Source organism: Pseudomonas cichorii (assembly GCF_015471405.1).
In the GTDB taxonomy this organism is placed as follows: Bacteria; Pseudomonadota; Gammaproteobacteria; order Pseudomonadales; family Pseudomonadaceae; genus Aquipseudomonas; species Aquipseudomonas serbiensis.
Map to the genome: position 1 here is coordinate 372,001 of NZ_BLVZ01000004.1, position 12,335 is coordinate 384,335.

Here is a 12,335-nt window from a genome sequence, read left to right on the forward strand (position 1 = left end):
TAAAAACCACGCCAACAAACAGCACACTAATGAAATATTCTTATTCACTGTGCTGCCCCCGAAAAACCCGTCCTTACTTGAATTAATTCATATGTTTTCATAAAGAGCGTGATATATATCCCGGCCTGAACCGCCCTGTTTTGGACGTACAACGGCTGCGATGAATTCTCCTGTGCCCGTGCAATCTGCAAAATATAAATGGACTCGTTCCGAGAACGTGCTGATCTGTGGAAGCTCGCTGTCAATGCTGGCCATACTGCTCATTGTCGCGTTCCTGCTGGCGCGTGAGCGTTCTGACGCAACATTGTCAGCGGCCCGTACAGCCTCCAATATCGTTCAATTGATCAATGCCGATGTACTGCGCAATGCCGAGCTGTATGACACTTCATTACAAGGCATCCTCAAGTCGTGGAAGCGTCCGGACCTGCCAGACATTTCGCCGGAACTGCGACAGCTTGTCCTGTTTGATCGCTCCACAATAGCGCCGTTCAAGGGCGATATGGTGCTGCTGGATAAAACCGGAAAGATTATTGCGGACTCTTTGTCGGTGACGCCGCGTAACGATAACTTTTCAGATCGTGCCTATTTCCAGAGCCACCTGAAAAACCCGTCCCAGGGCCTGCACGTAAGCGGTCCGTTCAAGACACGCTGGGGCAATCCGGATTGGTGCATCAGCCTCAGCCGTCGCATGTCTGGCCCCAATGGCGAATTCGAAGGCGTCGCCAGTGGCGTCATACGGCTGATTTACTTCAAGCAACTGTTCAAGAGCCAGGTGCTGGAAAAAGGCAGCAGCATCAGCCTGATCACGGCACAGGGCACCATGCTGGTCCGCTACCCAGATATTGAAGGCCAGGACCTGACGGGGAAGGATTACAGCGCCTCGGAAAACTTCAAGCGTATCGTGCAGGAAGGCACCGGCAGCTTCACCGCCATGTCATCCCAGCTCAAGGCCATGCGCTTCTATACCTTTTCCCGTGTCGGCGATTTACAACTGATTGTTGTGATCGGTCAGGCCGAGGAAGAGGTGTATGCGGTCTGGAGACGCAATGCCTGGCTGGTGGGCAGCGCCACTGGTGTGCTGTGCATCGGGATTGTCTGGCTGACCTTGCTGCTGTGCCGTGAACTGCGCCGCCGCCACATGGCTGAAGACAAACTGGCCAGCCTCGCCGCGACCGATGGCCTGACCGGGCTGGCAAACCGGCGTCAGCTCGATGATGCGCTGGACATCGAATGGGCGCGAGCGCTGCGCTCCGGCAAGCCACTGTCGCTGTTGATGATCGATGTGGACCATTTCAAGGCCTTCAACGAACGCCATGGCCATCAAGGCGGAGATGAGGCACTGCGCAAGGTCGCCTACACCATTTCACGCAATATCCGTCGCCCTGGCGATATAGCCGCACGCTATGGTGGCGAGGAGTTTGTCGTGGTGCTGCCTGAAACCGATCTGCAGGGCGCGATGGTATTGGCTGAGTCGATCCGTCTGGCAGTCGAATCCATTCCTCCGTTTACCGACGACACACAATCGATCACGGTCAGCATTGGTGTCGCATCACAGATCGTCCATCAGGACAATAAGCTCGAAGCCCTGTTCGGGCTGGCCGACAAGGCGCTGTATCAGGCCAAGAACAATGGACGCAACAGAGTGGAACAGAGGCTGTTCGCCCGGAGCTGAACGCAAAAAACGCCAGACTGGCTGGCGTTTTTCTTCAAGCCTGCGGCAAACCGCTATCAGGAAGCGCGACGCACCTGATCACGCAATGCCTTGACCTGATCGTGATTGCGCTGGGTGCCATCAAGCTGCTTGCGCACAAGGGCAACCACGTTGGTAGGCAAGGATTTCTCCTGAGCCTTTTGCAGGGCTTTCTTGTAGGCTTCCAGAGCATGATCCTCGCCACGCTCCACTTCATTGAGAATGGCTTCGTCGCTCTTGCCGGTCAGCGCTGACTTGAGGTCAACCCAGACGCGGTGCAGAGAGCCAGCAGCGCTGGAACTGGTTTCCGGCTTGCCACCCAGCGCCCGGACTTCAGCCTGCAACTCGCTGACAGCGACACCGCACTCGGTAGCACGGGTCTGGAAAAAGTTCTTGAGCAAAGGGTTTTTCAGATCCTCAGCGCTGGTTTCAAAGCCCTTTTGACCGTCTTTGCTGGTTTCGATCAGATCGTTGAGCAGGTCAATGGATTCTTTATTGACGTCGGTCATTTCAATATCCTTACTAGGCAGTGTGGAAAAGTAATGTTGCTGACCTTAGTGATTGCAGAGCCCATGCCAGCTTCTTTCATTATTTTTTATAGATATTTTTCAATGACTTAGAAAAACCAGCCAATACATCACCCGCTCTTTCTGCATGAACTGTCGTTTTGCCTGCATGCAGAATGCAGGCAGGTTCTCATTTGCATTACGTTACTGATGGCTTACACATGAACCCGGAAAAACTAAAACTGCTGGTCACCCGTGAAATGCCGTTCGGCAAATACAAGGGCCGGCTGATTGCCGACCTGCCGGGCCATTACCTGAACTGGTTCGCTCGTGAAGGTTTCCCACAGGGCGAGCTGGGTGGGCTGCTGGCCCTGATGCAGGAAATCGACCATAACGGCCTGAGCGCGCTGCTGGACCCGCTGCGGACAAGGCCTCGCCAGTCTCTTCGCGACTGAAGTCTCCTACCCGGACGCTGCAGGAGCGAATTCATTCACGAGGCGGCCTTGATACGCAGGCAAAAAAAAGCGGCGCCCCGGACCAGGGGGCACCGCAAAACCATACAAACCAACAACAACTTCTTTAAAGGCCTCGCGCCTGATGCCCGAGGCCAAGTGTTCAGTCAAACAACGCAAGCGCCTCTGCCGTGGCTTCCTGAATGCGACCCCAGTCGCCATTCTTGACCCAGGCGTTATCGATCATCCAGGTCCCGCCCACGCACATCACGTTAGGCTGTGCGATGTAGCTTTTGAGGTTCTCGGCATTCACGCCGCCAGTCGGGCAGAAACGCACTTCGTTGAACGGGCCGCCCAAGGCCTTGATCGCCGCCACGCCGCCGCTGATTTCAGCCGGGAACAGTTTGAAACGGCGATAGCCCAAGGCATAACCGATCATGATTTCCGAGGCACTGCTGATACCGGGCAGCATCGGCAGCGGGCTATCCACCGCCGCTTGCAGCAGGTCATGAGTGCTGCCGGGCGTCACGATGAATTGCGAGCCAGCCGCTTCGGCATCGGCCAGCATCTTGCGATCCAGCACGGTGCCCGCGCCCACGCACAATTCGGGGCGCTGCTCGCGCAGGATACGGATCGCACTCAGGCCAAACGCTGAACGCAAGGTGATTTCCAGGGCTGTCAGGCCACCGGCCGCCAGGGCATCGGCCAGCGGCAGGACATCCTCGTCGCGGGCAATGGTAATGACCGGCAGGATTCTGGCCTTGGCGCAGAGTTCGTCGATCTGGGCAATCTTGTTCGCCATGCTGTTTCGCGGCTGATTATTTTCGTTCGTTGTCATGGCGACGGTTCCTTTGCTTATGGGCACCAGTAAATCTCAAGTGTTGAGTTGAGGAAGGCACGGACCGGCAGTTGAGCAATGTCATCGCCCGCCAGCGCCGTGCGCAAAGTGTCGAGCTTGGCCTGGCCGGACACGGAAAGAATCGGGTGACGCGCCGAAGCCAGCAGGCGGCGAGTCAGGGTCAGGCGCTGATGCGGCACGCTGGGAGCCAGCATCGGCAGGCAGCGGCGCTCGTCATTCAGGTCCAGTGCCTGGGCAAGGTTCGGGCTGCCGGGGAACAGGGACGCCGTGTGCCCGTCGTCGCCCATCCCGAGGATCAGCACATCGATGGCTGGCAACTGCGCCAGAATCTCATCGGCTGCCAGAGCCGCTTCTTCCAGGCTCGCGGCTGGCGTGTACAGGCCAATGAACTTCGCCTCGGCCACCGGGCCTTGCAGCAAGTGGCGCTGCAACAGGCCAGCATTGCTGTCGGCATGCTCGACAGGAACCCAGCGCTCGTCAGCCAGGCTGATGACCACTTTGGACCAGTCAACAGGCTGCTCAGCCAGGCTCTGGAAAAACGCCACCGGGCTGCGTCCACCGGACACCACCAGGGTCGCCACGCCATTGGCGGCGATAGCCGCTTTCAGGCGCTCGGCCACATTGCCTGCCAGCGCACTGGCCAACTGTTGCGGGCTATCGAATTCGCGTGCCACCAGCCCTGCTGGCAGCTCAAGATCACATATCGCCATACCACGACCTCCCGTCACGAGTAATCAGGGCAATGGAGCTCATAGGTCCCCAGGAACCGGCGGCATAAGGCTTGGGCGCATCGCCTGCCTTCTTCCAGCCAGCGATCAACTGATCGCACCATTGCCACGCATACTCGATCTCATCTTTGCGAACAAACAGGTTCTGATTGCCGCGCATCACTTCCAGCAGCAACCGCTCATAGGCATCGGGGACCCGAGCGCTGCGGTAAGTGTCGGAAAAATTCAATTGCAACGGGCCGCTGCGCAACTGCATGCCTTTATCCAGCCCCTGATCCTTGGTCATCACTTGCAGGGAAATGCCCTCATCGGGTTGCAGGCGGATAATCAGGCGGTTGCTGATCTGCAAGCGCTGTTCAGGCGCGAAGATGTAGTGCGGCGGCTCTTTGAAGTGGATCACGATCTGCGACAGCTTCTGCGGCATGCGCTTGCCGGTACGCAGGTAGAACGGCGTACCCGACCAGCGCCAGTTGCGGATGTCGGCGCGCAGGGCCACGAAGGTTTCGGTGTCGCTCTGGGTATTGGAGTTTTCTTCCTCCAGATAGCCGGGCACCGATTTGCCTTCGCTGTAACCGGCGGTGTATTGCCCACGCACCACCTGGGTCGCCAGACGCTCGGGCGTGAAGGGTGCCAGCGCCTTGAGCACCTTGACCTTCTCGTCGCGGATGCTGTCGGCCGACAGGTCGCTGGGCGGGTCCATGGCAATCAGGCAGAGCAGTTGCAGCAAGTGGTTCTGAATCATGTCGCGCAGCTGGCCGGCCTGATCGAAATAGCCCCAGCGGCCTTCGATGCCGACCTTCTCGGCCACGGTGATTTCAACGTGGGAGATGTGATTCTGGTTCCACTGAGTCTCGAACAGGCTATTGGCGAAACGCAGGGCAATGAGGTTTTGCACCGTGTCCTTGCCCAGATAGTGGTCGATCCGGTAGACGCGGTTTTCCGGGAAGAACTGCGCGACGGCATCATTGACCCGTCGCGAGGACGCCAGATCATGACCGATGGGCTTTTCCAGCACGGCACGGGTACGATCGGCCAGACCGACCGAGGCCAGGTTCTCGCAGATGGCGCCGTAGACCGATGCAGGTGTCGCGAAGTAGGCAATAAGCGTTTCAGCATTACCGACACGCTCGGCCAGCGCGACATAATCCTCGCCTTTGAGGAAGTCCACGTGCAGATAGCTCAGGCGCGACTTGAAACGCTCAACGTTATCCGTCTCCAGTTCAGCCTCGGGAATGAAGCGGCGCATGGATTTTTCGATGTACGCCAGATGCGACTGCTCGGTGCCAGGTTCACGCGCCAGGGCAAGAATCCGGGTGTCTTCATGCAGTAATCCGGCGCGGTCGAGTTGGTAAAGAGCCGGGAACAGCTTGCGCACTGCCAGGTCACCCAAGGCGCCAAACAAGGCAAAAGTGCACGGTTCAACCGTAATCGAGGGCATAATGTTGGTTCTTTTATCAAGTTAGGCTACAAATACCTTTTTTAAAGGCGTTACTCAAGGCCGAATGTAGTAATAACCACAACATTTTGTCTAAAACCATATTCCAGTGGTGATCAACACAGGCCACCAGTACGATAGGCCACCTTTGCTACAGGCTAAAGAGCTAATACAAAACCGTTGGTTAATCAGCCGCGACAAGGACTTTTAATGGACCGCGCAAGAAATCTCCTGGAGCAGATCCAGGGTCGGCTCGAAGAGCTGAACAAGGCTGAACGCAAGGTCGCCGAGGTGATCCTGCTCAACCCGCAGATGGCTACGCGGCTCAGCATCGCGGCCCTCGCCCAGGCGGCAAAGGTCAGCGAGCCGACGGTCAACCGCTTTTGCCGCTCGTTCAACGTCAGCGGTTATCCCGAGCTGAAACTGCAACTGGCGCAAAGCCTGGCCAGCGGTGCGGCCTATGTCAGCCGCGCCGTGGAAGCCGACGACAACCCCGAGGCCTACACTCAGAAGATTTTTGGTAGCGCCATCGCGTCACTGGACAGCGCCTGCCAGCAACTGGACCCGAACCTGATCAGCAAGTCGGTGGACATGCTGATCCAGGCCCGCCAGATCCATTTCTTCGGCCTGGGCGCCTCGGCCCCCGTGGCGCTGGACGCACAGCACAAGTTCTTCCGCTTCAACCTGGCGGTCACCGCCCATGCCGACGTGCTGATGCAGCGCATGATCGCCTCGGTGGCGCATACCGGTGAGTTATTCGTGATCATTTCCTACACCGGTCGCACCCGTGAACTGGTGGAAGTGGCACGCATTGCGCGGGCCAATGGCGCCTCGGTACTGGGCCTCACCGCTGCCGGCTCTCCCCTGGCCAAGGCCAGCACCGTCAGCCTGAATATCCCGCTGCCAGAAGACACCGATATCTACATGCCGATGACGTCGCGGATCATCCAGCTCACCGTCCTCGACGTGCTGGCCACCGGCATGACCCTGCGCCGTGGCGTGGACTTCCAGCCACACCTGCGCAAGATCAAGGAAAGCCTGAATGACAGCCGGTATCCGGCAGAGGATCAGGGCTAAGCCCAATCCTGCCTCTATGTGGGAGGGAGCTTGCTCGCGACAGGGCCGGTGAGTTCAGAAAAAACTTTTGGGGCGCACTTCAAATTGCCGTCGCGGCCAAGGCCCCTCCCACATCCGCTGGCACAGGCCCATCAAGCCAGACAGGCCTGCAACCTGATCTGCGCCTGCTCTCCCGGCTCCAGGCTTCCGTGTTCGCTCTCACATGAAGTCGCTTCAACACGGACGAATCCGCTGGCTTCGCTGCCACAGACGCCCAATAACGGCCTGCTGCCAGGATGCCAGACCACGGTGCTCGGGCTGTCGCTGGTATCGATGTGCAAACGCCGCTTCCAGGCCCGGTCCTGAAGCTGCAAGGCGCCGGAGTGCTCAAAGACCCTCTGGCAACCTCCAGCAACCCGCAGCTCGCCTTCCTGCTGACACGCCTGTCGGTTCAGCTTGTCATAGCCCTGCGCGCCATCGAGCCCCTCCAGCGCCACGCCAGCCACATCGCTGATGCGCCAGTAGGCATGCAGCCCGTGACTGAAATGACAGGGTTCGCTGTCCTCATGACGGGTGCTCAAACGCAGCGCCATCTCCTGCCCCAGCTCGGCATGCAGATCGACCTGCCAGTCCCAGAGCTGCAATTGCCAGTGCAGGGTCACGCCCACTTCGCTTTCAGCGCTGTCGATCAGCTTCCAGTTGAGCAGACGCGCCCAGCCATGGGCAGGCCAGCCGCTTTCACTGGGATGACGACCATACCAGGGCCAGCAGACCGGCACGCCACCACGAATGGCGCCGACCTGCGGCCATTGCGCAGCACACCAGAGCCAGGGTTTCTGACCCCGAGGCTGGAAATGCAATAACTGCCCGCCCTGGCGGCTGAACACGGCCTGGCACTGGGGATGATCGATCACCAGCACATCGCGTAGCTGATAGCGCTCCCACTCGAAAGTCGGGCGGGCACGTCGGGATGTGAAAAAGCGTTGCAAGGGGTGCTCAAGCATCTGCGCGTTCGTGAGGGACATCGCCAATCGCACCTCTGAAAATAAAAGAATTCATGACCATAAAAAAACGGGCAGCCAGGCTGCCCGCAAAGCACACACGACCTTGATCGGTTTATGAAATCAGAACTTCGACTGAATTTTCAGACCCGCAACAATGGCATCGTCGACCTGGCTCACGCCGCCAGGATGCTTGATGTATTGCAGGTTGGGACGCACGGTCAGCCAGTTGGTGACGTGGAAGCCGTAGTAGATTTCCGAGTTGTACTCGGTGTCCTGTACCGGCAGGTAGCCCGGGTTGTCGTAGTCGTTGATGCCACTAAGCTGGTTGGCCAGACGAACACGGTCCTGCACATCGTCGTTGACGTGGATACGGGCGATACCGATACCGATGTCATCCTTTGGACGCGAATCGAACGGACCTTTGTAGGTCAGGCCGATCTGCTGGTAGTTATCGACGAAGTTGGTTTCCTTGTCATGCACGGTAGCGTTGGCAAAGATGCTCAGACCACGGGAGGCATCGCCATTGTGCGACGTCAACTGCTGCTGGGCCACGATCCACCAGCCATGTTTGCTGTCATGAGATTTGAACGCGCCACCGGAGATCGGCTGAGCCTGACCGTCGGCACCTTCATAGACGTCGTCGGCATTAGGCGTGCTCTTGTAGAAACCGACACGGTATTCGCCAGGCAGCGAGTTGACGGTCGGAGTCCAGACCAGTTCAACCGGCAGGATCATGCCCTTGGTGCCGCTACCGCTGAGCTTGAAGCCGTTGCCGGTTTCGAGGTTAGACGGGTTCTGTTCGTACACACCGACCTGGGCATAGACCTCAGGCGTGATGTTGTACTTGATGCGCAAGGCCCACTGGCTGATTGGCCAGTTGTACCAGGTGTTGACGTAGTTACCCACCTGCGAGCCGCAGAACGACAGGTTCTGGAAGTCGCACGGGAAGGAGTTGAAGTCTTCGCCCGGCCCGAAACGGCCAGCCTTGACGTCCAGCACGCCATCGAAATACTTCTGCTTGACCCACAACTGGGTCAGACGCCAGGTCTGACCACGACCCCAGACTTCCTGCGAGGAACTGAGCGTGCCGGCACGAGGATCACCGATCCGGTCATTGGAAATGTTGCGACCACTACGTTCGGTAATCGCCAGCTTGAACTCGGCATCCTTGAGGCCAAAGGCCTTCTCCAGATCGACTTTCAAGCCAAAAGCGAACTGGTCACTGTAACGGCCCGTGGTGTCGTCGTTATAGCCACCCTTGAGGTTGCTGGCCATCTCGGAGACGTACTCCAGAGAAAAGTCGTAACCCTTGTCGAGCAACTCGGTGCGCGTACCGCCCCAGTCACCTGTCATCCACGGTGAGTTGGCATCGAACGCATCGGCAGCATGAGCGCCGCCCGCCAGACTCATCGCACCCACAACCGAAAGCTTGCGTACCAACTGGAACCGGGAAAGCGATTTAGCCTTTATCTTCTTCATCCCATCAATCCTCGTTTTATTGTTATTAGCTTTGGTGCACGTTTTACTTACTGCTTCGTGTTCACTGGCGGGTCATGCGGTATGGCAGCACTTGACCAGCCAGCTGTGCTCGGTACGTCTAACGAATCATCTGCGTGACATTGCCCACGCGCTCAGCCGTTTGCTGCTTTCCCAAAACACCCAGACGCTCGCCGCTCTGGGCATCGAAAAGCAGGACCCTGGACGGGTCGAATTGCAGGGTCAGGCTTTCGCTCACCTGAGGCGCGACATCCGGCGCCAGACGACAGCAGACTTTACTCTGATTCAGGGTGACAAAAACCAGTGTGTCCGGCCCGGTCGGCTCGGTGACCTGCACTTCAGCACGAATGGTCGGCAACCCGTTGGGCTCGCCAGACGCCAGGGTGATCTGCTCCGGACGAATGCCCAGAATCACCTCGCGGTCCTCCAGCCCTGCATCGCTCAGCCCCAATGGCAGCTCGCATCGGGCCTGACCGCTGTCGAGTACCGCCAGCAGGCGGCCTTCCTTGCGTTGCAGACGCAACGGAATGAAGTTCATGGGCGGCGAACCGATGAAACTGGCGACGAACAGGTTGGCCGGATCGTTGTAGATCTGCTTGGGCGTACCGAACTGCTGAACGATCCCGTCCTTCATGACGGCCACCTTGTCGCCCAGGGTCATCGCCTCGATCTGGTCGTGGGTGACGTAGACGGTGGTGGTTTTCAGGCGCTGGTGCATCAGTTTCATTTCGGTGCGCATCTCGACCCGCAGCTTGGCGTCGAGGTTGGACAGCGGTTCGTCGAACAGGTAGATCTTCGGACGCCGCGCCAGGGCACGCCCCATGGCGACCCGCTGCTGCTGACCACCGGACAACTGGCCCGGCTTGCGATTGAGCAGGTGTTCGATCTGCAACAGCTTGGCAACCCGACTCACTTCTTCGTCGATGGCAGCCTGAGGCATCTTGCGGATTTTCAGGCCGAATTCGATGTTCTCCCGCACGTTCATGGTCGGATACAGCGCGTAGGACTGGAACACCATCGCGATATCACGATCCTTCGGGCTGGTACCGCTGACGTCTTCGCCATCGATCAGGATCGCGCCGCCACTGATGCTCTCAAGGCCAGCGATGCAGTTCATCAGCGTCGACTTGCCGCAACCGGACGGGCCGACCAGGATCAGGAACTCGCCATCATTGATTTTCAGCTCAATGTTCTTGAGCGTGTCCGGCAGGTTGGCGCCGTAGGTCTTGTTTACGTTACGTAGTTCGAGAGTCGCCATGATTACCCCTTGACCGCGCCGGCCGTGAGCCCACGCAGGAAATACTTGCCAGCCAGCACATAGACCAGCAGTGTCGGCAGCCCGGCGATCATCGCCGCCGCCATATCAACGTTGTATTCCTTGGCCCCGGTGCTGGTGTTGACCAGGTTGTTCAGCGCCACGGTGACGGGCTGGGATTCGCCACTGGAAAACACCACGCCAAACAGGAAGTCATTCCAGATCTGGGTGAACTGCCAGATCAGGCAGACCATGATGATGGGCGTGGACATCGGCAGGATGATCCGCCAGAAAATCGTGAAGAAACCCGCACCGTCAAGACGTGCCGCTCTGACCAGCGCATCCGGGATACTGACGTAGTAGTTGCGAAAGAACAGCGTGGTGAATGCCAGCCCGTAGACCACATGCACGAACACCAGGCCGGTGGTGGTACTGGCCAGCCCCATCTTGCCGAGGGTAAAGGACGCTGGCAGCAGCACGGTCTGGAACGGCAGGAAGCAACCGAAGAGCAACAGGCCGAAGAACAGCTGCGAACCGCGAAAGCGCCACATCGACAGCACATAGCCGTTCAGCGCACCGATGGCTGTGGAGATGATCACTGCCGGGATGGTGATCTTGATCGAGTTCCAGAAATAGCCATCGACGATATCCCAGGCCTTGATCCAGCCGATAGCCGTGACCACGCTTGGCCAGCTCAGCAGGTTACCGCTGCCGATATCTTCAGGTGCCTTGAAGCTGGTCAGGAGCATGACCACCAACGGCACCAGATACAGAAGACAGGCCAGCAGCAGCACGGCATGAATCAGAATCCGGCTGAAGCTGATGGAAGGTTTGCCAACATGACTACTCATGGCGTTTTGTCCTCAGCTCGGAATACAGGTACGGCACCAGAATCGCCAGGATCGCGCCGAGCATCAGAATCGCACTGGCCGAGCCCATGCCCATCTGGCCACGACTGAAGGTGAAGGAATACATGAACATCGCTGGCAGGTCCGACGAGTAACCGGGACCGCCGGCCGTCATTGCCGCCACCAGGTCGAAGCTCTTGATGGCGATGTGCGCCAGAATCATCACGGCACTGAAGAACACCGGACGCAGGCTGGGCAATATCACGCGCCAGTAGATGAGCGGCAAGCTCGCGCCATCCATCTGTGCAGCGCGAATGATCGATTGGTCGACACCCCGCAGGCCCGCCAGAAACAGCGCCATGACAAACCCGGAAGACTGCCAGACCGCCGCGATGACCAGGCAGTACACAACGCGGTCCGGATCGACCAGCCAGTCCAGGCGAAAGCCTTCCCAGCCCCAGTCGCGCAGCATCTTGTCCAGACCAAGGCCGGGGTTGAGCAACCATTTCCAGGCTGTACCGGTGACGATCATCGACAGCGCCATCGGGTAGAGATAGATGGTGCGAATCGCACCTTCACGACGAATGCGCTGATCCAGCAGCACCGCCAGCACCACGCCGACCACCAGACTGATGGCGATGAACATGCCGCCGAACATGAGCAGGTTCTTGCTCGCCACCCACCAGCGATCGTTGTCCATAAGGCGCATGTATTGCGCCAGCCCGACCCATTTGTAGGTCGGCAGAAAAGTCGAGTTGGTAAAGGAGAGGACGAAGGTCCACAGGATGTAACCGTAAAAACCAACCAGCACGACGAACATGCTGGGTGCCAGTACCAACTTGGGCAACCAGCGTTGCAGCGCATCCAGAGGCGAGGCTTTGCTGAACACAGCGACAGAGCTCATCGGGAGTATCCAATCCGGAATATCGAATCCAGGCCGCAGGCGTGTGTGAAACCGGGGTACGGGTTCATCAGCACGAACTGCGGCTGGGGTTCAGGTAACGA

General features: G+C 58.4%; 12 protein-coding genes. 3 read left to right on the plus strand and 9 right to left on the minus strand.

Annotation, left to right across the window (positions count from 1 at the left end; genetic code table 11):
• Nucleotides 1-160 precede the first annotated feature (160 nt).
• A complete protein-coding gene (locus JL015_RS07825; RefSeq protein ID WP_201018032.1) occupies nucleotides 161-1,672 on the plus strand; it encodes a sensor domain-containing diguanylate cyclase in 1,512 nt (503 codons plus the stop codon).
• 56 nt (nucleotides 1,673-1,728) lie between these two features.
• Here JL015_RS07825 and JL015_RS07830 read toward each other — a convergent pair whose 3' ends face one another.
• Nucleotides 1,729-2,199 carry a ferritin-like domain-containing protein gene (locus tag JL015_RS07830; RefSeq protein ID WP_201018033.1) on the minus strand — a complete coding sequence of 157 codons (471 nt, stop codon included), beginning with the start codon at nucleotides 2,197-2,199 and terminating at the stop codon, nucleotides 1,729-1,731.
• Nucleotides 2,200-2,417: 218 nt separating this feature from the next.
• Here JL015_RS07830 and JL015_RS07835 point away from each other — a divergent pair, with 218 nt between their 5' ends.
• Nucleotides 2,418-2,651, plus strand: a complete 234-nt coding sequence (locus JL015_RS07835) for a DUF3820 family protein (protein WP_025258777.1) — start codon at nucleotides 2,418-2,420, stop codon at nucleotides 2,649-2,651.
• Nucleotides 2,652-2,811: 160 nt separating this feature from the next.
• Here JL015_RS07835 and JL015_RS07840 read toward each other — a convergent pair whose 3' ends face one another.
• The 3 genes from JL015_RS07840 to zwf are packed head-to-tail and all read right to left on the minus strand — an operon-like array spanning nucleotide 2,812 to nucleotide 5,673.
• On the minus strand, nucleotides 2,812-3,486 hold the full coding sequence (locus JL015_RS07840) for a bifunctional 4-hydroxy-2-oxoglutarate aldolase/2-dehydro-3-deoxy-phosphogluconate aldolase (RefSeq protein ID WP_117164408.1): 675 nt from the start codon (nucleotides 3,484-3,486) through the stop codon (nucleotides 2,812-2,814).
• 17 nt (nucleotides 3,487-3,503) lie between these two features.
• Entirely contained in the window at nucleotides 3,504-4,217 is a 714-nt protein-coding gene (pgl, locus tag JL015_RS07845; protein WP_201018034.1) for a 6-phosphogluconolactonase, read from the minus strand.
• Nucleotides 4,204-5,673, minus strand: a complete 1,470-nt coding sequence (gene zwf, locus JL015_RS07850) for a glucose-6-phosphate dehydrogenase (protein ID WP_201005968.1) — start codon at nucleotides 5,671-5,673, stop codon at nucleotides 4,204-4,206. Before zwf ends, pgl begins: the two co-directional genes overlap by 14 nt.
• Before the next feature lie 207 nt (nucleotides 5,674-5,880).
• On the opposite strand from zwf, the gene JL015_RS07855 reads away from it, so the two are divergent.
• Nucleotides 5,881-6,747, plus strand: coding sequence for a MurR/RpiR family transcriptional regulator (locus JL015_RS07855; RefSeq protein ID WP_201005971.1), 867 nt, complete (start codon nucleotides 5,881-5,883; stop codon nucleotides 6,745-6,747).
• Between the two features lie 131 nt (nucleotides 6,748-6,878).
• Here the strand turns inward: JL015_RS07855 and JL015_RS07860 are convergent, their stop codons facing one another.
• The 5 genes from JL015_RS07860 to JL015_RS07880 form a co-directional block, all read right to left on the minus strand.
• Nucleotides 6,879-7,730, minus strand: a complete 852-nt coding sequence (locus JL015_RS07860) for a D-hexose-6-phosphate mutarotase (protein WP_374063393.1) — start codon at nucleotides 7,728-7,730, stop codon at nucleotides 6,879-6,881.
• 120 nt (nucleotides 7,731-7,850) lie between these two features.
• A complete protein-coding gene (locus JL015_RS07865) occupies nucleotides 7,851-9,209 on the minus strand; it encodes a carbohydrate porin (RefSeq protein ID WP_201018036.1) in 1,359 nt (452 codons plus the stop codon).
• A gap of 118 nt (nucleotides 9,210-9,327) precedes the next feature.
• On the minus strand, nucleotides 9,328-10,485 hold the full coding sequence (locus JL015_RS07870) for an ABC transporter ATP-binding protein (RefSeq protein WP_201005977.1): 1,158 nt from the start codon (nucleotides 10,483-10,485) through the stop codon (nucleotides 9,328-9,330).
• A 2-nt stretch (nucleotides 10,486-10,487) separates the two neighbouring features.
• The gene (locus JL015_RS07875; RefSeq protein ID WP_201018037.1) at nucleotides 10,488-11,333 is read right to left on the minus strand and encodes a carbohydrate ABC transporter permease; all 846 of its coding nucleotides are present in this window, start codon (nucleotides 11,331-11,333) and stop codon (nucleotides 10,488-10,490) included.
• Nucleotides 11,326-12,234 (minus strand): carbohydrate ABC transporter permease, encoded by a 909-nt coding sequence (locus JL015_RS07880; protein WP_201005981.1) that lies wholly within the window; start codon nucleotides 12,232-12,234, stop codon nucleotides 11,326-11,328. Before JL015_RS07880 ends, JL015_RS07875 begins: the two co-directional genes overlap by 8 nt.
• Nucleotides 12,235-12,335: the final 101 nt, after the last annotated feature.

Coding starts and splice junctions, on each gene's coding strand:
- JL015_RS07855 (WP_201005971.1), top strand. CDS start 5,881: ATGGACCGCGCAAGAAATCTCCTGGAGCAGATCCAGGGTCGGCTCGAA.
- JL015_RS07880 (WP_201005981.1), bottom strand. CDS start 12,234: ATGAGCTCTGTCGCTGTGTTCAGCAAAGCCTCGCCTCTGGATGCGCTG.
- JL015_RS07835 (WP_025258777.1), top strand. CDS start 2,418: ATGAACCCGGAAAAACTAAAACTGCTGGTCACCCGTGAAATGCCGTTC.
- JL015_RS07870 (WP_201005977.1), bottom strand. CDS start 10,485: ATGGCGACTCTCGAACTACGTAACGTAAACAAGACCTACGGCGCCAAC.
- JL015_RS07860 (WP_374063393.1), bottom strand. CDS start 7,730: ATGCTTGAGCACCCCTTGCAACGCTTTTTCACATCCCGACGTGCCCGC.
- JL015_RS07830 (WP_201018033.1), bottom strand. CDS start 2,199: ATGACCGACGTCAATAAAGAATCCATTGACCTGCTCAACGATCTGATC.
- pgl (WP_201018034.1), bottom strand. CDS start 4,217: ATGGCGATATGTGATCTTGAGCTGCCAGCAGGGCTGGTGGCACGCGAA.
- JL015_RS07840 (WP_117164408.1), bottom strand. CDS start 3,486: ATGACAACGAACGAAAATAATCAGCCGCGAAACAGCATGGCGAACAAG.
- JL015_RS07825 (WP_201018032.1), top strand. CDS start 161: ATGAATTCTCCTGTGCCCGTGCAATCTGCAAAATATAAATGGACTCGT.
- JL015_RS07865 (WP_201018036.1), bottom strand. CDS start 9,209: ATGAAGAAGATAAAGGCTAAATCGCTTTCCCGGTTCCAGTTGGTACGC.
- zwf (WP_201005968.1), bottom strand. CDS start 5,673: ATGCCCTCGATTACGGTTGAACCGTGCACTTTTGCCTTGTTTGGCGCC.
- JL015_RS07875 (WP_201018037.1), bottom strand. CDS start 11,333: ATGAGTAGTCATGTTGGCAAACCTTCCATCAGCTTCAGCCGGATTCTG.